The organism is Paenibacillus sp. A3 (genome assembly GCF_001399685.1).
Taxonomy (GTDB): domain Bacteria; phylum Bacillota; class Bacilli; order Paenibacillales; family NBRC-103111; genus Paenibacillus_G.
In genome coordinates this window covers 24466-47938 of sequence record NZ_JTHN01000072.1, presented here as the reverse complement: position 1 = coordinate 47938, position 23473 = coordinate 24466, and the positions used below count along the sequence as shown (strand labels likewise).

The 23473-nt window shown below is 54.1% G+C and carries 22 protein-coding genes; 6 read left to right on the top strand and 16 right to left on the bottom strand.

What is annotated here, in order from left to right; genetic code table 11:
* Nucleotides 1-964: RsmB/NOP family class I SAM-dependent RNA methyltransferase (locus QJ48_RS10710; protein ID WP_157261586.1), on the bottom strand; the 964-nt coding region annotated here is incomplete at its 3' end.
* 14 nt (nt 965-978) lie between these two features.
* On the bottom strand, nt 979-2595 hold the full coding sequence (locus QJ48_RS10705) for a hypothetical protein (protein WP_054973603.1): 1617 nt from the start codon (nt 2593-2595) through the stop codon (nt 979-981).
* 166 nt (nt 2596-2761) lie between these two features.
* On the opposite strand from QJ48_RS10705, the gene QJ48_RS10700 reads away from it, so the two are divergent.
* Together QJ48_RS10700 and QJ48_RS38650 are read left to right on the top strand one after the other, a co-directional pair.
* Nucleotides 2762-3244 (top strand): thioredoxin family protein, encoded by a 483-nt coding sequence (locus QJ48_RS10700; protein ID WP_054973602.1) that lies wholly within the window; start codon nt 2762-2764, stop codon nt 3242-3244.
* Between the two features lie 106 nt (nt 3245-3350).
* Nucleotides 3351-4007, top strand: a complete 657-nt coding sequence (locus tag QJ48_RS38650; protein ID WP_063858064.1) for a phosphatase PAP2 family protein — start codon at nt 3351-3353, stop codon at nt 4005-4007.
* 26 nt (nt 4008-4033) lie between these two features.
* Here the strand turns inward: QJ48_RS38650 and QJ48_RS10690 are convergent, their stop codons facing one another.
* The 3 genes from QJ48_RS10690 to QJ48_RS10680 form a co-directional block, all read right to left on the bottom strand.
* A complete protein-coding gene (locus tag QJ48_RS10690; RefSeq protein WP_054973601.1) occupies nt 4034-4456 on the bottom strand; it encodes a DUF309 domain-containing protein in 423 nt (140 codons plus the stop codon).
* Between the two features lie 75 nt (nt 4457-4531).
* Nucleotides 4532-5335, bottom strand: coding sequence for a GTP pyrophosphokinase family protein (locus tag QJ48_RS10685; protein ID WP_025851556.1), 804 nt, complete (start codon nt 5333-5335; stop codon nt 4532-4534).
* Between the two features lie 27 nt (nt 5336-5362).
* A complete protein-coding gene (locus QJ48_RS10680) occupies nt 5363-6457 on the bottom strand; it encodes a quinone-dependent dihydroorotate dehydrogenase (RefSeq protein ID WP_054973600.1) in 1095 nt (364 codons plus the stop codon).
* A 163-nt stretch (nt 6458-6620) separates the two neighbouring features.
* On the opposite strand from QJ48_RS10680, the gene QJ48_RS38045 reads away from it, so the two are divergent.
* Nucleotides 6621-6758 carry a hypothetical protein gene (locus tag QJ48_RS38045; protein ID WP_193394420.1) on the top strand — a complete coding sequence of 46 codons (138 nt, stop codon included), beginning with the start codon at nt 6621-6623 and terminating at the stop codon, nt 6756-6758.
* A 270-nt stretch (nt 6759-7028) separates the two neighbouring features.
* Here the strand turns inward: QJ48_RS38045 and QJ48_RS39160 are convergent, their stop codons facing one another.
* The 7 genes from QJ48_RS39160 to QJ48_RS10645 all read right to left on the bottom strand — a co-directional run bounded on the left by QJ48_RS39160 (nt 7029) and on the right by QJ48_RS10645 (nt 16552).
* Nucleotides 7029-8477 carry a L,D-transpeptidase gene (locus QJ48_RS39160; protein ID WP_054973599.1) on the bottom strand — a complete coding sequence of 483 codons (1449 nt, stop codon included), beginning with the start codon at nt 8475-8477 and terminating at the stop codon, nt 7029-7031.
* Between the two features lie 184 nt (nt 8478-8661).
* Nucleotides 8662-10263 (bottom strand): stalk domain-containing protein, encoded by a 1602-nt coding sequence (locus tag QJ48_RS10670; RefSeq protein WP_054973598.1) that lies wholly within the window; start codon nt 10261-10263, stop codon nt 8662-8664.
* Nucleotides 10264-10284: 21 nt separating this feature from the next.
* Entirely contained in the window at nt 10285-12375 is a 2091-nt protein-coding gene (locus QJ48_RS10665) for a FecR domain-containing protein (RefSeq protein WP_054973597.1), read from the bottom strand.
* 75 nt (nt 12376-12450) lie between these two features.
* On the bottom strand, nt 12451-14253 hold the full coding sequence (locus QJ48_RS10660; RefSeq protein WP_054973596.1) for a CHASE2 domain-containing protein: 1803 nt from the start codon (nt 14251-14253) through the stop codon (nt 12451-12453).
* A gap of 156 nt (nt 14254-14409) precedes the next feature.
* Nucleotides 14410-14643 carry a ferredoxin gene (locus QJ48_RS10655; RefSeq protein WP_010491381.1) on the bottom strand — a complete coding sequence of 78 codons (234 nt, stop codon included), beginning with the start codon at nt 14641-14643 and terminating at the stop codon, nt 14410-14412.
* A 101-nt stretch (nt 14644-14744) separates the two neighbouring features.
* A complete protein-coding gene (gene mobB, locus QJ48_RS10650) occupies nt 14745-15248 on the bottom strand; it encodes a molybdopterin-guanine dinucleotide biosynthesis protein B (protein ID WP_082420455.1) in 504 nt (167 codons plus the stop codon).
* Nucleotides 15245-16552 carry a DNA polymerase IV gene (locus QJ48_RS10645; protein WP_054973595.1) on the bottom strand — a complete coding sequence of 436 codons (1308 nt, stop codon included), beginning with the start codon at nt 16550-16552 and terminating at the stop codon, nt 15245-15247. Before QJ48_RS10645 ends, mobB begins: the two co-directional genes overlap by 4 nt.
* A 165-nt stretch (nt 16553-16717) precedes the next feature.
* Between QJ48_RS10645 and cimA the strand changes: the two genes are divergently transcribed.
* Nucleotides 16718-18337 (top strand): citramalate synthase, encoded by a 1620-nt coding sequence (gene cimA / locus QJ48_RS10640; RefSeq protein ID WP_054973594.1) that lies wholly within the window; start codon nt 16718-16720, stop codon nt 18335-18337.
* 90 nt (nt 18338-18427) lie between these two features.
* On the opposite strand, the gene QJ48_RS10635 is transcribed toward cimA, so the two are convergent.
* Nucleotides 18428-18964 (bottom strand): TlpA family protein disulfide reductase, encoded by a 537-nt coding sequence (locus QJ48_RS10635; protein ID WP_054973593.1) that lies wholly within the window; start codon nt 18962-18964, stop codon nt 18428-18430.
* A gap of 171 nt (nt 18965-19135) precedes the next feature.
* Between QJ48_RS10635 and QJ48_RS10630 the strand changes: the two genes are divergently transcribed.
* Nucleotides 19136-20452 (top strand): MFS transporter, encoded by a 1317-nt coding sequence (locus QJ48_RS10630; protein WP_054973592.1) that lies wholly within the window; start codon nt 19136-19138, stop codon nt 20450-20452.
* Between the two features lie 74 nt (nt 20453-20526).
* Here QJ48_RS10630 and QJ48_RS10625 read toward each other — a convergent pair whose 3' ends face one another.
* Nucleotides 20527-21033 (bottom strand): DinB family protein, encoded by a 507-nt coding sequence (locus QJ48_RS10625; RefSeq protein ID WP_054973591.1) that lies wholly within the window; start codon nt 21031-21033, stop codon nt 20527-20529.
* Between the two features lie 150 nt (nt 21034-21183).
* Between QJ48_RS10625 and QJ48_RS10620 the strand changes: the two genes are divergently transcribed.
* A complete protein-coding gene (locus tag QJ48_RS10620) occupies nt 21184-21624 on the top strand; it encodes a M67 family metallopeptidase (RefSeq protein WP_054973590.1) in 441 nt (146 codons plus the stop codon).
* A gap of 6 nt (nt 21625-21630) precedes the next feature.
* Here QJ48_RS10620 and QJ48_RS10615 read toward each other — a convergent pair whose 3' ends face one another.
* Nucleotides 21631-22365, bottom strand: a complete 735-nt coding sequence (locus QJ48_RS10615) for an exonuclease domain-containing protein (RefSeq protein ID WP_054973589.1) — start codon at nt 22363-22365, stop codon at nt 21631-21633.
* An 11-nt stretch (nt 22366-22376) separates the two neighbouring features.
* Nucleotides 22377-23456 carry a DUF294 nucleotidyltransferase-like domain-containing protein gene (locus QJ48_RS10610; protein ID WP_054973588.1) on the bottom strand — a complete coding sequence of 360 codons (1080 nt, stop codon included), beginning with the start codon at nt 23454-23456 and terminating at the stop codon, nt 22377-22379.
* Nucleotides 23457-23473: the final 17 nt, after the last annotated feature.

Genomic DNA, 23473 nt, shown 5'->3' with positions numbered 1-23473 from the left:
GCGCAGGCCCCGCCGCCGCCAAAGGCGCGGGCTCGCCGCGGCGGCGCAGCGCGGCCGCGAAGTGGCCCTCGCCCGCGAGCCGGTGCGGCCACAGGCGCGCGGCGCCGGCCGTTTCGGCCCCGCGGGCGTAGCGCCCGCCGAGCCAGTCCGGCCGGCCGGGCGCCCAGCCGCCGAAGGCGGGGGCCGGCTCGACCGCAAACGCCGGATGCTCGTCCAGAAACGCGGCGATCATCGCCTCGTTCTCCTCCGGCGAGAACGTACAGGTCGAGTAGACCATCAGGCCGCCCGGCTTCAGCATATGAGCCGCCTGCCTCAACAGCGTCCGCTGCATCTCGGCATACTTCGCCGGCCAGTCCGGCCGCCAGACTTTGGCCATATCCTCTTCCTTGCGGAACATGCCTTCGCCCGAACAGGGCGCATCGATCAGAATCTTATCAAAGTAGCCGGCAAAGGCTCCTTCCAGCTTCGCCGGATCCTCGTTCAGCACGACGGAGTTGCGTACGCCGCTCAGCTCAATATTTTTCACAAGCGCCTTCACCCGGTCCGGATGCACGTCGTTCGCCACGATCAGCCCGGTTCCTTGCAGCTTGGCCGCAAGCTGTGTCGTTTTTCCGCCCGGCGCGGCGCATAAATCCAGCACCCTTTCGCCGGGGCGGACGTCAAGCAGCTCCGCCGGAGCCATCGCGCTCGGCTCTTGAATGTAATATAGTCCCGCATGGTAGTGCGGATGCTTCCCCGGCCGCCCGTCTCCTTCCCGGTAGTAAAAGCCGGTTGCCGCCCATGGAACCGGTTCGAGCTCCAGGCGGGTCAAGCCGCGAAACTGCTCTACGGACAGTTTGAGAATATTGACCCGCAGGCCGTAATGCCGCTCCTCCCCATAAGACGCCAGAAAGGCCGAATATTCGGCCTCCAGCAAGCCCTCTATTTTTTGTTTAAATGCTTCCGGCAGCATCGGCTCCGTCATTGTCGTCACTCGTTTCAGTTAATCTGGAAGAAAAAGATTTTATCGCCTTCCGCCGCCTTGTGGTATCGTGACATCCAATGCCCGTTCAACCACGCGAACTCTTGATTATCCCAATTGTACTTTTTATAATTCAGGGCCGCAACGACCAGATCCGGCCGCGTGAGCGAACTGACGAACACCCGCTTGCTCGGCTCGTCGGCGAACAAGACGAGGTCCTCCTCCGGCAGCACCATCGGCTGCTTCGTCTTCCACTTCGCCCTGTAATATGTCCGGTCCTGCATATTGACGAATACTTGCTCCGCCGGAGTATCGCTCCCGCCGTCCGTCAAGACGCTGCCGAACGCCATGTCCTTCAGCTCCCACCCGTCCGGCACCTCCACCTGCTGGAGCGGCTGCATCGTTCCTGTCTTCAGATCCCCGAGCAGCCACGCGGTTGTTTTCTTGATCACAGCCGAGGTTCCGTTCGGTGCGGCTGTCCGCTCCAATTGAAATTGATGCAGCAGCACCGTTTTCCGCTCCTCGTTGTAGCCTCCGAATTCCAGATGTTCCTTCGAGTCTTTCGGCAGGCTGAACCGCTTGAGCGGATTGGCTTTCACATCGGCAAGCTGCACGCCGGACGAGGCAAGCAGCGTTCGTTTATCTCCTGCCGGCGCCAACTCGGTCTTTCGGTCATAGGTCCAATTATAATAAATCAGCTTCCGCCCCGCATCCATTCCCGCGTCCACCATTCCCGGTTCGGCAACAAATGGCTGCCTGGCTCCCCCGGTATTCCAATCGAACCACCATAGGTCGCTTTGAAACCGCCCGGCGGCATAGAGCCCTACGCCAGCTTCTGGCGCCAGCAGAAAGGTTTCCCCAACACGTACGGCTTCGGAGCCGGGAACGATCCGCGTCTGCGCTCCGGTCTTCAAATCGTAGCTTGCGATCCCGCTTCGCTCGTCGCGGACCAGCACATGCCGCTTATCCGGCGCAAGCTTGGCTTCGAGCACCGCCGGGGCGGGCCGCCCGTTCGAATCATGGCGGTACAGCTCCAAGAGCGGCGTCGACGTACGCTGCTTCATCGAGAAGCGGTTGACGTAATACACGAGCTCGCTTCCCTCGTTTTTAACGGTCGTGTATACAAACTCGTCTTTATTCGTAAACCCGCACAATCGGGTTGCACGCCGGATCGTGTCTTCGTCCGTCCCCGCGATCTGGGCAATCGGCGCGCTCTCGGCAGACTCGCTTTGCGGGGCCATCCACAGCGCATCGATCCGGGAGCTGCCTCCGTTATCGCCTGTTTTGGTGCGCTGGACCAAGTACACCATCGTGGCGCCGTCCGGTGCCGCAACCTGCTCCAGCACCCGTCCTTGTTTTACCGTTGCCATATATCCTTTGTTTATTTTGGATCGCGTGACCTCCAGCGGCGGAAACCCGGACGTAGAATCTTGAGCGCGATTAGCATCCGGATCGGAGATCACTTTGGCCCTTTCCCCGGACGATTCGGTCTGAGTTGGCGGAACCGATGGCTCCACGGCCCCGGCGTTCCAGAACGTAGCGCCCCATACCAATCCGCCTAGCAGCAGCACGCCGCCCATTCCTAGAAATATGGCGTTTTCCCGCTTGCCAAGAACTTCGATGATGCGTTTCATAGTGTAACGTTCCCCCGCCATTCTCTTGGACGTCCCTAGTCTACCCATGTATTCCACGCCAATGTCGAAATTCCTTCAATTTTATTGTATGATAGAAGGAGGAAACTTTGCATAAGTAACGAATGTTTTTAGAGCGACCATTTATCTCGGTAGGAAGAGGGGAATCATGAAAAAGTTAGGTATCTTTTTAGCCATTATCGTCGTTCTGTTCGGAGCTCTTTATTTTGTCAATCAACAGTCCAATCAGGCGAAATTCGGAAAGTACGCGAATAACGTATACGGCATTGCGCCGGACAAGCTGAATCCGGCCACGCTGGCGCTTCTGGACGATCCGAACTACCAAAACATCATTTTGCCTGACGCGCTCGACAAGAAGATTGCAGCTCAGGAAGACTTCTACTTGTATTATTTCGGTTCGACGTGCCCGCACTGCAAGGTGACAACGCCTGTGCTTATGCCGGTCGCCAAGGATTTCAACATTGACGTCAAGCAGTTCAATCTTGAAGAGTTCAAGAACGGATGGCAAAAATACAACATAGAAGCATCCCCGACCCTGGTTTATTACAAAGGCGGCAAAGAAGTCGAGCGTCTCGTAGGCCAACAAAAAGCCGAAGCGTTCCAAGCCTTTTTCGAAAAGCATAAAAAATAATCCTGCCGGCTGTCGGTGGACGCCCAAGGATACGACGAAGCAGCGGATTGCGGTCCGCTGTTTCTTTTATTTCATCTTTTTTCAAAAGGAGCTGTACGGGCCCCCTATGCAACCCAATCAAGCATTGCTGACCGGAAAATATATTTTGACTGCAGTCGTCATCGTGCTGCTGTCGATTCTGATCTTTGTTAAGTTCGCACACGATTTACAGGAAAATCAACTGGAGCGTTTTGACCGGACCTACATCGATTGGATTCAATCGCATATCAGTCCTAAGCTGACCGTATGGATGAAGGGGATTACCCTATTCGGAGCGTTTCAGACGTTGTTCGTGCTGCTGCCCGTTAGCGTATCTCTGATGGTGTGGCGAAAGAAGAAATGGGAAGCACTTTTTTTCGTGGTAGCCGTCACCGGCGGCATGCTGTTCAACCAACTGCTGAAGCAAATTTTCGAACGGGAGCGGCCTATGCTGCGGCGGATCGTCGAAGAGTCGGGCTACAGCTTCCCCAGCGGACATTCCATGGCATCGATCGTCTTCTACGGCATGCTGGCCATGCTCTTCTTGATGTTTGTCAAGTCTCCCGTTCTGAAGCTGCTGCTCGCCGTAACGGCCGGTTGTCTGATCATCATGATCGGCGTAAGCCGCATTTACTTGGGGGTTCATTATCCGAGCGACGTTGTCGCCGGATTTGCCGCCGGGGCGGCGTGGCTTACCGTTTGCGGGGTCGGACTGCAAGCCGTACTCGTTTCGCGCCGGTCCTAGCGCCGGCATCGCCGACGAATTCCGGGCTAATCCTCTTCATGCGGCTCCGGCGGATGCAGCCTCAGCTCTTCAACCAATGCTTCCAGCTCGGCATCCAAAATGCGGATGTCCAGATCGTAGAAAGCAAACGGCTGCTCCTCCGCACGGGCCAGCTTGTTCAAGTACAGGCGGCTGTCGTCGCGAAGCCGGCCCAAGTCGATCCCAAGCGCGTCCTCCGGATAATTGTCCAATTTGTCCAAGGCTGCGGTAAACAGCTTGATCGACCCGCTCGTATTGCCGTTCCGGTAATGGTAAAGGCCCACTGCCACCTGCAGCAGGCCTTGGTACAACGGATGTCTGCCTTCCTCGAGCCAAAGCTCCTCCATCACTTCGTGACATTCGAAATAGTCGCGCGCCACGTTGAAATAATACACGAACTCTACATATAAACGATCGTATGACTTCGTCACCGTCTCGCCTCCGTTTCGGTCGCCTCCAGCGGAGGCCGGTGAATAACAGGCCTCTGGCCCGGCTTCACCGGATTTTTAGGCCAAGGAATTTTTCTTCGCCCGGTTCACCGCCTGATCCACCTCATTCGACAGCTTCTTCAGCAGCCAGACATCGTCCGTATCCCACAGCTCGTTGAAGCGCATCTGAAACTGCGCGGCTTCCCGTACCCGCAGATGAAAATACAGCTCCTGAATGCCGTTCAGCACCTTGGCTACGATGCTCGATTTGTCCTCGAACAGCTTCTGTGCTTCAACAATCTCTTCGCGGATGCTGCTCATCTCCTGATCGAGCTGGTAAGCAGCTTCCGCCGCCCGGCTGAGCCGTGCGACAACATCCTCCGGCAAGCTTTCCCGGTATTTATAGTTCAGCGAATGCTCAATCGTCGCCCAGAAATTCATCGCCAGCGTCCGCAGCTGAATCTCGGCCAGCACGCGCTTCATGCCGAGCGCCGTCTGGACCCGGTATTCCACAATCATATGATAGCTGCGGTAACCGCTTGGCTTTTTATTAGTAATATAATCTTTCTCATATAATAGCGTCATATCTTCCCGGGCACGGATCAATTCGGCCAACCGTTCGATATCCTCAACGAATTGGCACATGATCCGAATGCCCGCAATATCTTCGATCCCGGTCTCGAGCTGATCCATCGGAACGCTCAGCCGTTTGGCTTTTTCCAAAATGCTGGAAGTCCTTTTGACCCGGCCGGTTACGAATTCGATAGGCGAATATTCATCCCGGCTTTTGAGCTCCGCGCGCAATGTCTTGAATTTGACTTTCAATTCCTCAACCGCCTGTTCGTAAGGCAGAAGAAATTTTTTCCAATCGCGTCCGTCCATTCCGTCGACCTCCAAATCTTTCTTGCCTTAATGCCCCGATCCGATCGCCTCCGATATGTGCGTAAATCCATCCTGCCGAAGCAATGTGCGAAGTCCTCGATTAATGCGCCGCAGCACGTCCGGCCCTTCGTAGATCAAGCCGGTGTATACTTCGACCAGACTGGCTCCCGCCCGAATCTTCGCATAGGCGTCCTCGGCCGTAAAAATGCCTCCCGATCCGATAATCGGAAGCTTCCCGTCCGTTAAACGGTATACGGTTCGAATCAGTTCGGTGGAGCGCTCCGTCAGCGGACGGCCGCTTAATCCGCCCGTTTCCCCCCGGTTCGCATGGCGCAGACCGTCTCTGGCGATCGTCGTATTGGACGCAATGATGCCGGAGACATTGCTCCGTACAATCGTTTCGACCATATACTCGATTTCCTGCGGCTCCAAATCAGGCGCAATTTTCACGAGCACCGGCTTCTCCCGTCCGCCGAAGCGGGCATGTTGTTTGCGGATCTCGTCCTTCACGGCTGCAAGCAGACGCGACAGATCGTCCCCATGCTGCAGATTGCGCAAATCCGGCGTGTTCGGCGAGCTGATATTGACGACGAAAAAGTCTCCATACCCATATAGCGCTTGAATGCAGGCGCGGTAATCGTCTTCCGCCTGCTCGTTGGGCGTCGTTTTGTTTTTTCCGATATTGATGGCAAGCGGAATCGTGCGCTGGCCTTGATTGCGCAAGTTTCGCTTCATGCCTTCGATTCCGACATTGTTGAACCCCATCCGGTTGATGAGCGCCTCGTCCTCCGGGAGCCGGAACAGCCGCGGCAGCTCATTGCCGGCTTGCGGCTTCGGCGTCACCGTGCCGACTTCCATGAAGCCGAAGCCGATATTCGAAAATCCGGGGACCGCTTTCGCATTCTTGTCCAACCCTGCCGCCAAGCCAACCGGATTCGGAAAACGGATTCCCCATAGCTCGCTCTCCAGCTCCGGATACGCCCGAACGCCCCACATCGCGCGAAGCAGCCTCCGTCCGCCAGGCAGCTTGGCAAACGTATGCAATCCGTCGATAATGAGATGATGCGCCTTCTCCGGGTCCATCCCGAACAGCACCGGCTTTGCGATTTTTTTGTAAAGCATGCTTCTGTCCTCTCCCCGCACGTGTCTCTTCGTTAGTCTCTTTTGACAGTTTAGCGCTTTACGAAACAAAAATAAAGGGGACAAGTCACAAAATCCATACAACTTAAAACAATACATTATGTTAAAATATGCTTAATCCAACAAAAAGGCAGGGCTGAGGTCTATGCAAAAAAAGAAAATATCCCCCTATGCGCAGCGGAAAACAAAGGATGAGCCTAATAAGAAGCTGATCGTGTGGGCCGGCTCCATCTTCGGCGTCGTCATTCTCGGCATGATCGTTCTGCTTGTTTTCAACCATTAAGGTTTGTTAGCGCTTTCTATCCTTCCGCACAAGAGCTTGGTCTTCTGACAAAGGCTATGGCAGAGGTCTTTTGAAAATGTCACCGGTAAACAGGTGGAGCATGCCCTGTAGGAAGCGCTTGCGCTGCCCGCCTTTGAAATTCGTGATAATACCGCAAAATGGAATCTGAATATCACGAGTTTCAAGAGCGGCCGTAAGGGCATACTCCACCGACTATCAAGGTGATGCTTTTCATGCTAAAGCCACAGCCGACTTGGACGACCAAGCTCCCTAATTCAACCAGTTGTACTTCTTCCCCGGATTCGTATCCACACTTTGCGGCGTCACCCCATACGGTGCGGGGCTGCGTGATTCCTCCTTGGACAACGCGCCCTTGCCGATTGTCACGCTCGTTCCGAGCGGCACCAGATCGAACAGCTCCTCCACATCCTCCTTAGCCATGCGGATGCAGCCTAGCGACTCGTCCTTGCCGATACTGGACGGCCGGTTCGTTCCGTGAATCGCATAGTTCGTATCGGACAGCGTCATCCCCCGGCTCCCGAACTCCCCGTTCGACTTTCCGTTCGGATTGCGCACCTTTTCCGAGATGACGAAGCTGCCCTCCGGTGTCCGGTCCGCTCCTAAGCCTACCGGATAATTGCGGACGACGATGTTGCCGCTGACGACCGACAGCCGGTGAGCCTGCTTATCGATAATAATCCGCATCGGTTCGGTTAACGGCTTGGTCAAACTACTTTGTCCCGTTCTGGGCGGCACGGGGGTTCCGTTGAAAGCCGCAGGCTGCGCCCCGGCTTGCTTGAGCCATGTGCCCAGCTCCGCAGCCAAGGACTCCTTGTCCCGGTCGAACGTTTCCTTCATGTAGGGAGTCAGCCCCGGCAGCACGTTGTTCGGATACGCTTCCGTAAGCTGCGCAGCCTGCGCCGGCGCTTGCCCCGTACGCCGGATATAAGCCGCAACGGCGGAGCGAAGCACGAGATCCTGTTCCTGCTTCGTCATCCAAGCTGCCACAATGCTATCCGCTTTCTGCGTATCGCTTGGCTGGCAGCTGCAAGCGGCCGCGTCATGATAATTGATCTGCTGCTGCGCCGCATTGGCTTTCGCTTCGACGGAAAGCAGCGTCTCCGGCTTCTTCAGCCAGCTGATCCAAGGGGTCCCGGCGAGCGGAATCCCCCGGGCCAAAATGGCGTAGCTGCTAATTCTTTCCCGCAGAAGCATCTCTTGCAGGGCCGCCCCGACATTCGCTTGACTCTTCTCACCGGCCAGGTAATACACTTTCGTTTCCTGCAGCTCGGAGGACGTCATCCCTTCCGGCAGCACGATGACCGGAGTGCGGGCGCTTTCTTCCGTTTTCTCGAATATACGCCCCAGCTCTGGGGCAAACAACAGACCGGCAAACGCGAGCAGACCGACGGCCATCAGGCGAGCGAGCCGCTTCCGTCTGTTTTTTTGACGTTCCGTGCCCCAGCGATGGATCGGTTCGATTTCTTCAGGAGGCAGAGCCACTTTCTGATTCTCGTACGCTTCATAGACTTCCCCGGCCTGCGCGTAGCAGTACAGCGCTTTTCCCTTTTTCCCCTGCGCTTCATAGTCGCGTCCGAGCAAATACCACGCCATTTTATTGTTCGGATGCTCTTTGACGTATTTTTTTAAATAAAACGGATCCTGTTTGAAAAAGAGCTGAAGCTGTTCTTCCGAATCCTTCGAATCTTTCGGTTTCACGGGACGCCCCTCTCTTTCCGCCTTCCTGCAAACTATATCGGCGGGAGAAGTGCTTTTCTTAATACTCTTGCTTCGCTTCCCGCATCCTTTCTTCCGGTGTAAACCTAATCGAAAAGACCCATCCCGAGAAGTTCAGCCCTAAGAGCTTTTCTCGGAACAGGTCTTATTTTGTCGAGATTCCATATCACTTTGACGATTTCGTTTTGCTGCGCAGGATCGCCGTGCGTGTCGCTTCGTCCCACTGAACGTCCATTCCGATTTCTTCGGCAAAGAAACGTACCGGTACGAAGGTGAGGTCTTGCGAAATAAACGGCTCGACATCCGTCGGCTTGACGGTTGCTTCTTGTCCGGCTACCGTCCGCTTGATCCCGGTCTTTCCAATATACAGCTCGATCGTCTCGCCGCCCTTGGCGAGCTGCACGGCCCGTGCCGCATCGTCGAACGTCACTTTATAATCAAGCGCTTCCGTAATTGCCCGGATCGGAACCATCGTTCTTCCGTTGACGATCTCCGGCTGGGCCTCGAACGCGATCTTCTGCCGGTCCACGACGACTTTGACGGCGCCATCCTTTGGAAAACCGTCCGGCAACCGATACGGACGGACTTCGCGAAGCTTGTTGTTGTAGGCGTCGGCCACCAGTATCGATCCGTCGGCACGAACTCCGACATCCATCGGACGATGGAGCGCAGCGCTTCCTTCAATCCCGTCGGCACTTCCGGTGTTGTGACCGGATGTCCCGGCAATGGTGCTGACTTGCCCGTCCAGCAAGTAACGAATCGCATGGTTCTGACTGTCAGCAATGACAAGTCCGCTTTCCTCCGTCAAGGCAAGGCCCATCGGAAAGTTAAATCTCGCATCCGACGCGCTCCCATCGGCGAAACCGCCCGGAACATGCAGCTCTTTGTTCGTTGCTGCCTGACCTCCGCCCGCCAGCGTCGTTACCTTCCCCTGCTGCAAATCGATATATCGAATGCGCTGGTTCCCGGAATCGCTTACGAATAAATTTCCTTTGCCGTCCAGCACAAGAGCGGTCGGCTCGTTAAATTTGGCGCTTTTCAAATCCCCGTCGGCAAAATCCCCCGCGGGCGATACTTGTCCGGGGAACAATTCTACGACGCGGGACGACAAGGCGTTCAGCGTCTTGACATCGCCCGAAGGCGAGATGCTTCGGATCGCATGATTGAGCGAGTCCGCCACGTACAAGGTACCGTCGGCTGCGACGGCCACATCCGTCGGACGATAGAACAAAGCATCCTTCCCTTTGCCGTCCTTTCTTCCGAGTAATCCGCTACCGGCAACGGTGCTGACCTGACCGGCGGTATCGATTTTACGGATCGCATGGTTTCCCGAATCGGCTACGTATACGTTGCCGTTGGCGTCGGCCGCAAGTCCTTGAGGCTCGTTGAAAAGCGAGGCATCGCTCTTCCCGTCCAACAGGGCGCCGACAGGGAAGCCTTTGCCGTCCTGTTTATATGCTGCCCCGGCGAAGGTGCTGACCGTCCCCTGCGATAATTTGCGGATTAGCTGGTTGCGGGAATCCGAAATTAGCACCGTACCGTCCTTCAATACGGCCAATCCTCTCGGCATCCGGAAGGAAGCGGACGCGCCTGCTCCGTCCGCGCTCCCCAAGCCGCCGTTTCCGGCCAATGTCGTCATCTCCGTTAGCGGTTGACCGTTCTCGCCCAGCAGGGCGTCCTTCGACCAAGCGGCGGCTTGCGCGCTCGATGCGCCAATCATGGCGGACATCAGAATCGACACGGCGATTCGTTTCGTTGCTTTCTTCATAGGTTGCTCCTTCCCCGTACCTTACTTCGTGCCGACGCTAATCGATTGAATGTCTCTGCTTTCGTATACCGTATTCCCTTGTTTGTCGATGATTTTGATATAGCCCAGATCAACTTTGGCGGAACCGGCGGCCGAATCGACAACCGATAATGGTACATTTACGAGCAAGGTATCACCGCTTAATTGAATCGGCTTTATTGCGCCGGAGCCTTGCGTTTCAAAGGCGGTCGCCGCGTAGATCAATTCGCTCTTGGAGACGTCGCTTACTTGACGAAGCGTCTCTGCCGTTTGAGAGCCATAGAATACGGTGCCCGGAACGGACGTCAGGTCTGCCGGACCTCTGTAGTCCAGTGACGCCTTATCATAAAGCAGATGCGCTTCGACGGAATAGAACGGCGTAGCAGCTGTAAAACCTTTCATCGTCAACGCCAGGTTGATCTTCCCGTCCTTGATGCCGCCGACTTGCGCCAGACCTACTCCCAAAATATGAATCGGCGGAATCGAAACCGGCACGCTTGCTGCGGATTCGCGGAAAGCCTGCGCCGTCAAATTATAAGTTCCGGGCTGCAGCGCCCGAAGCGTAACGGTGACTTCGCTATCTCCCAGTCCGTCTGCGCGTCCGACTTCCTCCGTGCCGTTCAGCACACGGACGGTTGTCCCGGCGGCGGCTTTCAATTTAATTTGCGCCGGATTCCGCACCGTCGCTTCCGCTGTCGGGCTGATCAGCACGGGAGCGGAAGGACGATCGTCCGTGGAACCGCCTCCCGAACCGCTGTCGCTCCCGGAATCGGCGGGAGGCGAAGTCGGACGGGAGGACGAATCGGGCGCAGGCTGATTGGCGTTTTTCCGTTGACTCTCCTCGAATTTTTTCTTTTCGTCCGCACTAAGCGTACTCGTATATTGATCCGTTGCCTTTTGATCCGCTTCCGCAACGGCTTTCCGGTTCTGATCCTGTATTCGCTGCCTGTCGGCTTCAATACGATCCAGCAAAGCCGCAAGCTTTGCCTGATTATCGCGCAGCTCCCTTTGCTCCTGCTCATATGCGGTATTTTTCGACTCCGCCTGTTGCTTTAACTGCTCTACTTCCGGATCGATGCCTGCATTTTTATCTAAGGCAGGAGGATTGTTAATATCAAGCTTTCTCGAGGCGTCGCCAATGCTCGCATTGGCGTCGTCCACAGCTTTTTGAGTCAGCTTTCCTGCGTCTACGGCTGATTTGGCCAACAGGGACAGAAAGCGGTCGAAATTGGTTGTGACAGCTTCCAGATCTGCCGCCGTACTGATTTTCAATATCGAACGCCCGTCCGGTTTTCCCACGCCTTTATCCAGATTTCCCTTAAGCTGTTCTTTAATTTTATCTTGTTCTTTTTGGATATCCCCAATATTCTTTATAAAGCTTTCAAGCACTTTTTTATCCAGAACGTCGACCAATGCTTTGGGGTCCGCATACTCCGCCCGGGTCCTCGGATCGTTATTCGGCCCGGAGGAATCGAGCCTCACCTGCTGAGCCGGGTACACAGACACGCGTTCCGTCTGCTTACGATCCGCAGCGGAATCAGCTTCCGAAGCGGAAACGATTCCCGCCGCAACGGCCATGGTCGTTTCCCCCGTCTTCCAATTGACAGACGTCATAAAGTTCGTTCCCCTGACGCCCATAACCGCCGTCGGCGTCTCGACCTCGAATTCCTCCTCCGAGCCGACCAGCGACTTGACTTTCGCCCATAAACTGCCTGCCCAGGACTTCACCTTGGTTTTCTTGCCGCCGTTTTTCTCAACTAAGTCGGATATGTATACTTCGGAATTTTCACCGATCGTAATCTCGTCCTCGCGGTCCACGACCCGCAGCACGACCGAGGAGGACGGACCGGTCACGATCGAATCGCCCTGATTCAAATTCAAGTCCTGATATACCGCGTAGGACCGCGAGCCGCCCGATTTCTTGTACGTTGCTTCTCCCTTTACTTCAACGACAGCCGCCGACCGGGATGATTTCGCATTCGCCGGGCTTGCGAGAGCTAAAGCGGCCACTCCTTGAAACAGCATAGCGAAAACAAGCACCCAAGCCAAAGCCGGCTTCCGCTTCCGTCTATTGATCCGCACTGCGTTCGCCACAATAAAACCCCTCTCCGGAATCCAAAAATCTATTCATATTGTAAAGTGAGAAACGGCATTATTCAACGAATTTCGTCAAATGATGCCTTTCATTCCCAGCACCTCAAAGAGCTTGAGCGGAACGCTCTTGCCTTTCATTAACTTCTCCCCGGCAAATTGATAATCGAAAGCATGCTTCGTCAGCTCGTAAGTCGCTTCGGACACCAGGATCTGATTCGGCTGCGTATTGGACTCGATGCGGGCGGCCGTATTCACGTTGTCGCCAATCGCGGTATAGTCGACCCGCAAATAAGACCCGATATTGCCGACCACGACATCGCCGGTGTTGATACCGATGCCTACGCTGATCGAGACGCCGTATTTCTCCAGCACCTCGGCGCGCACGTTCTCCATCCCCTTCTGAATTTCATAGGCGGTTTTGACCGCATAATATGGATGATCGGGCACGTCCAGCGGAGCATTATACAGGATCATCGCCGCATCTCCGATAAATTTGTCAATCGTGCCGCGGTTTTCGAGGGCCCGCTCCGTGATCAAGTTAAACATCATATTCAAGAAGTCGACCACTTCTTCGGGCTTCAGCTTCTCGGACAGCGGGGTAAACCCGCGGACGTCGAGGAACATAACGGTTAGTTCCTTGCTGATCCCCCCGAGCTGAATTTCCTGCTCGCTGCTCGCAATCTCTTTGACGAGGTCGGGAGAAATATAGCGTCCGAACTGCTTCGTAATGTAATTTTTTTGCTTCGTCTCAAAATAGGTTTTCATAGATAAATTTCCAAAATAAGAAAGTAGTCCGCAAGCCACCGCATCGACAATGTCCAGATACTGCGAGTAGGCCGCGAAATACTCGTATTGTCCGACGAACAGAAGCACGACGACCGCCAGCGTAAAAACCGCTCCGCTAATTGCCCGCAGCCGCCAAGTCACCCACCCGAGCAGCAGAACGACCAGAAGCGTGAGCGCAAAATCAATCCGCTTGTCTACGGGCAGCACGACCTGCTGCTTTAAGATCTGATTTAAAATATTCGCATGCGCATACACCAGATGCATATGTTTCTCCACCGGGGTAACGCCCTCGTCCGAGCCGGGAGCCGTATAGCCGACAAGCACAAGCCGGTCTTTGAACGTCTGAAGCGGCACGCCGCCCTTCAGCACCTTGGCGAACGGAATCGTTTCGAAATCAAATTCCTTCGCATCCCAGCGGATCAGCATTTCCGACTTGGGACGGCCGTCCAATAAAGGCAAGTTCAGATACCGGCTTACATCGACTCCAGCAAGCTGTGCCATCGCAAGCCCAAACGACGGATATACCCCTTGAGGCGAATCGATCTGCATCCAGTTGGAGCGAATGACGCCATCGCTATCGTACGCCGCATTGATATGCGATTTTCCAACCGACTGCCGGAAGGCCAGGATCGGTTCCGTTACCGAGCGGGCGGTCAGCAGCTCCCCTGCCTTCACCTTCATCGAACGGTCGAATTTATTTTCCAGGTTCGCATGGGATGGAATGACGATGTTGTTGTGTTTGGCCAATTCGTCGGCCAGCGCGCGGTCGCTTTCCGGCTTGTCGCTTTCGGAGTATAACTCGATATCGAAACCGATCGCTTTGACGCCAGCGCTTTCAAGCTGTTTGATCAGCTCTGCGTATACTTTGCGGTCCCACGGGTAAGGCCCTACTTCCCGAATGGAGTCGGAGTCGATGCCGATGACGACAATATCCTCGTGCGGGGCCTGAGTCATGGTTTGCTCCACGTTAAAGTCGTATAAACTGTCGGATAATACCTTAAGCGCCCCGGTCGTCAAAAGCACGATGCACAGCAGCACGATAACCCCATTGCCCGCTGCGATAACGCCGGACTTGCTCCATCCCTTTTTCATGAAAAGGCCCCCTGTTTTTCTTGCAGTTTCCGCTATTCATCTTACCATAAAATTCCGAACCGAAGTTATCTATTTCAAACTTATGCCATAATAAAAAGAGCCCGCCTCCGCTAGGGAAACAGGCTCTTTGCTATGAAGCTATAGGCATTCGGAGTATTAGTTAAAAGGAGCGTCTGCGACTTTGATGGAATCTGTAGGGCAGCCGTCCTGAGCATCCTGCAGATCATCGTACAGATCTTCCGGAATTTCGGTTACGCCTTTGTTGCCGTCAGCTTCGTAAATTACTTCTGCAAGACCCTCATCGTCGTAGTCGTAAATGTCCGGTGCCGTCGCTCCACAGGCACCGCAAGCGATACAGGTTTCTTTATCCACCCAAGTGTATTTTGCCATGTCTAATCTTCCTCCCTTGATTGTGTAACCACATCCTAAAATATAATATAAAAGCTTACAAAGTTCAAATAGAAAGTAGCGAACGATATGATACCGCTTCGTTATGGATTCTTCATGCGGGAGCGAATGAACTCGGCGATCGACTCTACGGCGTCCATTGAGAAGAAAGGGATGTCCGGCGCCGCGGCTTCTGCCAGCTTCCGATCCGGAGCTATGCAAGCAATCGGGGGCACAGCGAGTTGTTGTACGATCCGCGCCTGCTCCTCCGTCCGGAATACGGCGATTTTATCGTACGACTCCCGCTTGAAGCCTTCTATTAAAATCAGCCCGTAGCTTCCTTTTAACCGTTCGACCGTATCCTGAAGCGTGACCGTTTTGCGTTCGTATGTTCTTACGGCATCCGGAGACAAAACGACGGAAGCCGATGCCCCGGATCGGATAAATAAAGTGGAGTCCGCTGCGGGAGCTTCCTTATAATGCCCGTGCGCATCGTGTTTTATAACCGCAACCTTAATGCCCCGTTCCTCAAAATATGGAACCAGCAGCGAAACCATCGTCGTTTTGCCGCTGTCGGAATAACCGGCGAATCCGATAATCGTCGTCAATACTCGTCCTCCTCCAATCCCTTTAACCGGAGATGATCCATTTGCAGCGACGTGCCGCGCCTCTTGGTGTTGCGGATGAGCGTGGAAGGATCGTCGCCAAGCATCCCCGCAGTCAAAATCACGCCTTCGCCGTACTTGTCGCGGAGCGCGTCCATCGCCTGGTTCAGCTTTTCCTTTTCTGGCTGCTTCTGATAACTGAACAAGTCGAGCTGTACGGCAAGCTCTTGCTTGGCTGTCAGATTCTGCAGCGTCACGCCGAGCAATCGCACCGGGAGCCCTTCTTTCCAATGCGCGTCGAACAATTGGCAGGCTACCCGGTAGAAGTCGTCCGCGCTTTCCGAAGGCTCGGGCAGCTTCGAGGCACGCGTGATCGTCTTCATATCGGGATCGCGTATCGAGATCTGTACCGTTTCCGCGACCAAGCCCTGCCGGCGCAGCCGCCGCCCGACTTGGTCGGACAAATTCAGAAATACCCGGTGGATGTCGGCCCGGTCCGTATAATTCACCGGCAAGGTCGTCGCATGACCGATCGATTTGCTTTGTTCTTTATCCGGATTAACCGGCGAATTGTCTTCGCCGTTGGCGGCCCGCTTCAAAGCCGGACCGAGCACGCCGAACCGGTCGCTTAACAGCCGCTCGTCGGCATTGGCCAACTGGCCGAGCGTATGGATTTGCAGCCGCTTCAGCTTTTCGGCGGTCTTCTTGCCGATGCCGAACAAGTTGGCGCACGGATGCGGCCACAGCACGGACGGCACGTCCCGTTTGCGAAGCACCGAGATGCCGTTGGGCTTTTTCATATCCGAAGCCATTTTGGCCAGCAGCTTGTTCGGGGCGACGCCGATCGAACAAGGCAGAAGAAGCTCATCGCGGATCCGCTTTTGAATCGTTTCGGCGATTTCGAGCGGGGTTCCGAACATCTTGGAACCGGTAATATCGACGTAGCATTCGTCTATCGACACCGCTTCGACAAGCGGCGAATATTCGTATGCAATCTTCATAAACCGTCTGGAAAACTGCCTGTACAGGTCAAAATCGGGGCGAATCAAAATTAAACCGGGGCAAAGCTTGTCGGCTTCCCGCACCAGCATCCCCGTCTTCACTCCGCGCGCCCTCGCCTTATAGGAGCAAGTCACGATAATGCCCTTGCGCAGCTCTACGCTTCCGGCTACCGCAATGGGCTTGTCTTTATATTTTTCGGGTTCTACCGCTTCATGCACCGAGCAATAGAACGCGTTCATATCGATGTGGAGAATCACTCTGCCGTTCACGGGATAGCCGTTGGCACTCCCATTTGTCTCAACCATGGCATCCGCCTCCCGTCCTCTTACTTACAGCATAATTCGCCCGCAGCATCGGGGTCAAGCCAGCGTTATTTTAGGATTGGCAATACCCTTTGGCCGGTAGATTGTGCTATAATTATAAATTATACTTTAGCGCAATAAAATGTTAAAAGAAACAGGAGGATCATTATGGCGGGCACGGTTAAAATTTTCGATACTACGCTTCGAGACGGTACTCAGGGCGAAGGCGTCAGCCTCTCCGTCGAAGACAAACTCAAAATCGCCCAAAAGCTGGACGCGCTGGGCGTTTCTTATATTGAAGGCGGTTGGCCCGGCAGCAATAACAAGGATATTGAGTTTTTCATGCGTGTGAAGGAATTGAAATTGTCCCATGCGAAAATTACGGCTTTCGGCAGTACGCGACGCAAAGAGACGTTGGCGGAAAACGACCCTAACCTGAACCGGATTCTTGAAGTCGGCGTTCAGGCCGCAGCGATCTTTGGCAAATCGTGGGATTTCCAAGTGCACACGGCCATCCAGACGACGCTGGAAGAAAATCTGGCAATGATCTACGATTCGGTCCGTTTTTTGAAGAAAAACGGGCTGGAAGTCATTTACGATGCGGAGCACTTCTTCGACGGCTACAAGAGCAACCCGGAATACGCTCTCGCGACGATTAAGAAGGCCGAGGAAGCCGGTGCCGACTGGATTGCGCTGTGCGACACGAACGGAGGCACGCTGCCTCACGAAATTTCGGCCATCGTGACCAAAGTAACGTCCTCGATATCCTGTCCGATCGGCATTCACGCACACAACGATTGCGAGCTCGGCGTAGCGAACAGCCTGGCCGCCGTCATGGCCGGAGCCCGGCAAGTACAGGGCACGATCAACGGCTACGGAGAACGGTGCGGCAATGCCAACCTCGTATCGGTCATTCCGAATTTGCAATTAAAGCTGAAGTACGATGTGATCGGCGCGGAGCAATTGGCCAGCCTGTCCACCGTGGCGCGCTATGTCAGCGAAATCGCCAACATGCATATGCCGGTTAACCAGCCTTACGTCGGTTCTGCGGCCTTCGCGCACAAAGGCGGAATTCACGTCTCGGCGATTTTGCGCGATTCCAGCACGTACGAGCATATCAAGCCCGAGCTGGTCGGCAACAAGCAGCGCGTGCTCGTTTCGGAGCTTGCCGGACAAAGTAACCTTGTCTTCAAAACTCAGGAGCTGGGCTTGGACTTCGATACGAACAATCAGCAGACCAAGCAGCTCATCGAACAAATCAAAGAGATGGAGCATCAGGGCTATCAGTTCGAAGGTGCGGACGCCACGCTGGAGCTTCTGATCCGGGACGCCTACGGCAAGCTGGAGGAAGTGTTCACGCTCGATTCGTTTAAAATTATGGTGGCCAAATCGGCCGATCAGCCGGTGCTTTCCGAAGCGATCGTCAAGGTGAACGTACACGGCAAAACGATCTACAACGCCGCCGAAGGCAACGGTCCCGTAAACGCGCTGGACAATGCCTTGCGCAAATGTCTGGTCGAATACTATCCGGATATCAACAACATGCATTTGTCCGATTACAAAGTGCGCGTCTTGGACGAGAAGGACACCACGGCAGCGAAAGTTCGCGTGCTGATCGAATCGACCGATTTCAACAGCACGTGGAGCACCGTCGGCGTATCGGAAAATATTATCGAAGCGAGCTGGCACGCCCTTGTCGACAGTATCCGGTATGCGCTGCTCGGCATGACCCGGGTGGCCGACAAACCGGAAGAAAACCGGGAGCGCCTCGGGCTCGTAAATCACTAAAATAATGATGGCAAACAAGCCGCAATCCTCCGGCCGGAGACATTGCGGCTTGTTTTGATGTAACGGATGCCAACAGTGCGGATGCCAAATTCAGCTTGCGATCAGCCGTTTGATTTTGTCCTCCAATTGGTCAGGAGGCAGCACATGAATAACTTCCTTCAAGCGCCCTTGCCGGTCAATCAGGAAGCTTGTCGGGACGAATAACAGCCGGTAAGCGTCAGCCGCCTCTCCGCTCGTATCCAATAGCACCGGGAATGAAAATTGCGCCTGGTTGACGAAGCGCCGGACCGCCTCCAGCTCATCCCCTCTGGTCACGTTGACCGCATAAAGATCGAACTGTCCTTTGTATCGGTCGTATACCTGTTTTAAGGCAGGCGCTTCTTCTCGGCACGGTCCGCACCACGAAGCCCAGAAATTCACCATCAGCGGCTTGTCCCGGACCCCGCCGACCTGATATTCTCCCCCATCCAGTCCCTTCAGAGTAAACGCAGGCACCGGCGATTCCACTTTTAATTCCGGCCGGCCCGCGGCCGAGACCGATGTCTTCCGCTCGATCCGGTCATTCTGAAATACAGCCAGCCCCGCCAAAGCCAATGCAAATCCGAATATCAGCAAGTTTCGCTTCATCGTCTCTCTCCTGTCTATACTCCGGCTTGCTTACGGTTACAGTATTCCCCATTTGCCGGAAAACGTTACTAGCCGATCACGCTCCGCTGGATAAAGCCGGGAAGCATGGCGCCTTCCATGGAAGGGCACATTAACTTTACGATTTGGTTATTAGCGGAGGTTGAATATCGTATGGAGAAAGCAAAAACGAAAAAGCTGCGGATCACGTTCGAAAGCGATATCGATGACTCGGCCTCAAAAGATAAGCAAGCCACCGGCAGCGACAGCCCGAGAGCAGCAGACAAGGGCGGAAAAGGGGTCGTCTGGGAGTTTATCGCTATCGCCAGCGTACCGCTGGTACTGGTACTCGGCAATTCGATGCTTGTTCCCATTTTGCCCGATATGCAGGAGCGCCTCGGTATTTCCCAATTCCAGAGCAGCTTGGTGATCACGTTGTTTTCCGTCACCGCAGGCCTCGTGATCCCGATCGCCGGGTACTTGTCAGACCGTTTTTCCCGCAAAGCGATTATGATTCCTTCGTTGATCATTTATGGAGGGGCAGGAATTTTGGCGGGCTTAGGCGCCCTTTGGAATTCTTATACCGTGATCATCATTGCACGGGCGGTTCAAGGGATGGGCGCAGCGGGGACCGCTCCTATTGCCATGGCGCTGGCCGGGGATCTGTACAAAGAAGGGATGGAGAGCAAAGCTCTGGGGTTGACGGAAGCTTCGAACGGTACCGGCAAAGTGGTCAGTCCGATTCTCGGCTCTCTGCTTGCGCTAATCGTCTGGTATGCCGCTTTTTTCGCTTTTCCGTTCTTTTGTCTGTTATCGTTGCTGGCCGTCATGTTTCTGTTGAAGGAGCCTAAAAAGGAGCAAGCCCCGCCCAAGCTCGGCGAGTACCTGCGGAATATCGGCGCCATTTTGAAGCAGAAGGGGCGCTGGCTGATCACGTCGTTTTTTGCGGGCTCCATGGCGTTGTTCGTCTTGTTCGGCGTCCTATTTTATTTATCGGATATTCTGGAGGTCGCCCCTTATCATATCGACGGGGTGATGAAAGGGCTCGTCCTCGCCATTCCGCTCCTCGGCATGGTGGTCACTTCCTATACGACCGGCTCGCTCATCAAAAAAAACGGCACCCTGATGCGCTGGCTCATCAATATCGGCCTTGTTCTCATGACGGTGTCGCTCGGTTTATGCATTTTGTTCTACAACAAAAGCATTTATGTATTTATCGGCCTGCTGACTCTGAGCAGTATTGGGACCGGCATGCTTCTGCCCTGCTTAAACACGATGATTACCGGCTCCGTCGAACGGGAACAGCGGGGCATGATCACGTCGTTATACAGCAGCCTGCGTTTTCTGGGCGTCGCCTTCGGCCCTCCGCTGTTCGGCTGGATGATGGACAAGTCGCATCAAACTGTATTCGTTACCGTTACGTCTTTGTCGTTTCTGACGTTAATCCTTGCCTTTTTCTTCGTCAAACCGCAAGGGAAGATCGGAGGGTAATGCAGTAAGCCCGGTCTGAGTTACAGACCGGGTTAGAAATAAAGTTGTTTAAAATTGTCTCAACCATCGTTCCCTTAACACAGCGCTTTCAGATCTTTAATTTGCTCTATATGCCGTTGCTCGTGTAAATACAATAGTTCAACCCATTGATCTAATGGCAAGTCACCAAAAACGGAATGATTTACTACTATTGCCTTCAAAATGGACTTGTCATCTATCTTGCTAAAAACATCCATCAATTTATTTCTTGAGTCGCTTAATAGTTGAACGATTTGCAGAACTTGAAAAGGTTCGGAACTTGGTTCTGTAATCTTAGGCGCTTGAATCTTATTGGACCTGTCTGATACAAAGCGAATCGGTATGTGTTCTGTTTTGGTTGGATTCTTTTGGTTCTTTTGATCAAGCCCAAACATAATTGCTTTTGCCATCAAACTTTCCGAAATAACCAAATGATGACAAACCTGAGCTATACTCCATTTATTCATCTCAAATCGTCGATTGAATTCATCAAAACTTAGAGAAGAAATCTCATTTAACAACTGCTCTCTGGTTTTAATTAAATTCTCTTCAAATTTATCCACACTATTCTCCTTTCAGTTCCAAGTATCCATCATTTATTATAACAAAGTTCTATTACTTGGTACTATATATATTCATAAATTTTCCAGCGAGCGGGAAAACGGGCAAATGTAGTATAATGGCGCAAAAGATAACGAAAGGCGCCTCTTCCGATGAATCGTTTGCAGATTCGAATTGACCGACAAGCATGGTCCGAAATGATCGGCCACTGCATTGAATCGATGCCGCACGAAGCATGCGGCCTTCTTTTTGGGTCTACAGAAGGCATTCCTGCAGCCTTAACCTATGTGCCGGTCGCCAACGCCTCGGCAAATCCGCTGCACAACTTCGAGCTGCACCCCCAGGAGCTTGTCCGGGCCCTATACGCTGCCGGCGGAAAGCAAGAACTGATAGGGATAGTTCATTCCCATCCCCGAACCGCTCCTTATCCGTCGGATCAAGACCTAGCGACTTTTTGGCACACAACGCCTAGTCACTGGATTGTTTCGCTGCGCAATCCGGCTTTACCCGAGGTCAATGCCTTTGCCTTTCGGAAAAGGCAGCAGGAGCATTCCAGGCTTGAGGCGATTTTGTATGAAATCGTTATGGATTGAAATGCTTTAATGATGGCTCAAATGCGCATACAACTCCCCTAACGTCTGCACGTCCTTCGACTTGATTTCACGCATGAGCCCGGTCCATAACCGAGCGGTCATCCGCGCATCCTCCAGCGCGTGATGGCGCTTCGTCACTTCGATGCCGTACAGGTCGAGCAGCGTGTCCAAATCGTATCTTTTCAGCTTCGGATGAAGCCATTTGGCAATCATCATCGTATCGAGCAGACGGTGGTTCAGGTTGACTTTGGACGTCCGCCAGAGCGCCGCATTTAAAAAATGCTTGTCGTGACCGGAACCGTGAGCGACCAGCACCTTCTGCCGGACGAATTCCAAAAATCCGCGCAGCGCATGCAGCAAGTCCGGCGCATCCGCTACCATCTCGCTCGTAATCCCCGTCAGCTTTTCGATCTCCCCGGGGATGCTTTTCTTCGGATTGACCAGGCTGTAGTAGGTGCTCTCTTCCTTTATTTCAGTCCCCGTGACGGATACGGCCCCGAATGAAATAATTTCATCCCCGTTGTACGGCGAAAAACCGGTCGTTTCCAAATCGAAAACGACCAGTTCCACCGTGCTTAGAGAAATTTCATACAACGAGTTTTTGCGCTGTTCCTTCATGATGGAGCGGATAAAGGCCATCTGCTGCGCGCTTTGCGCATCGAACATCGACGTGATCGCCGGAGTGAGCCCGCCCATTTTATACAGATGCCACATCCGGCCGGCCGGCCGCATATCCTTCATAAGCCGATCACCTAACCTTTATTTGTCTCCTTAGAAATGCTTTTCTTGACGTACTTCTGCAAGTCCGTTCCGATGCGAAGACATTGCTTCAGCTCCGTCACCCGTTCTTTCGTCAACTGGTCTGCGGCCAGCTTGCCGCGGGTCACATATCGGTCTTCCTCGATCTGAAAAGGAGTCATCGACCGCAGCTTCAATGCCAGCGTCAGAGCCTCCAGCCAATCATGGCCGATCTCTTCCGAAATGTGCCCGCCTGCGATCAATGACTTTATTCGCTCTTCGGTTGATGAACGGCGGATCCCCGCTTCTACCACCAACAAGCGGATTCCGTTGACAATCGGGATGTATGCGCCGTACTTCACATCGACTCCGCCGGCATCTTCCCCGTACCGCTCCCTGATCAATTGTCCGAACACGCCGATCGATACTTTATGATGCAGCGTATTGCGCAGCATATGCTCCAGCATGGCCGGAGCGGCCGCGGTATACCGGTAGATTTCCTCGATAAGTGCGCGACCTAGCGCCTCATCCCCGTACACCGTACGTGCATCGACTGTAATTAGCAAATATCTCACATGCTCCCAGTCCGGCTCCTGGATCCAATCATTTACCATCCGACGGTAATCCTGCAGCGGCTTGCGCCATTGCTCGTTGGTGCAGATGACTTGCCCGTGGCAAGGCGGGTACCCGACCGCTTCCAAGCCTTCCGTAATACGTGCCGCCAGTTGAGCGAAGTAACAATCCGCTTGCATGCGCTCATCGGCCGATGAAGGGTCCGCGTAGATCAAGCCGTTGTCTTGATCGCTCCACAACGTCTGCTCCCCCCGCCCTCCGCTGCCGAACAGCAAGAACGCATAGGGAAGCGGTGCGTCTTCCCCCCGTTCTTCCTTCAGACGCTCCTCGGACAGCGCAATGACGCGGCGGATTAACGCATCGTGGCATTCGTTGAGCTCCCGGTTCCATTCCAGCGCATCGGCAAAAAGGAGACGGCGCCCGAACTCCTCGTTAACTTGATCCCGAAGCGCCCTCAGCTTATGCAAGCTCCGGACCCGGGACGTTTCCTCTCGAAACCTTTCAAGTGCGAGACAGTCCATGACGACATCCCCTTCAG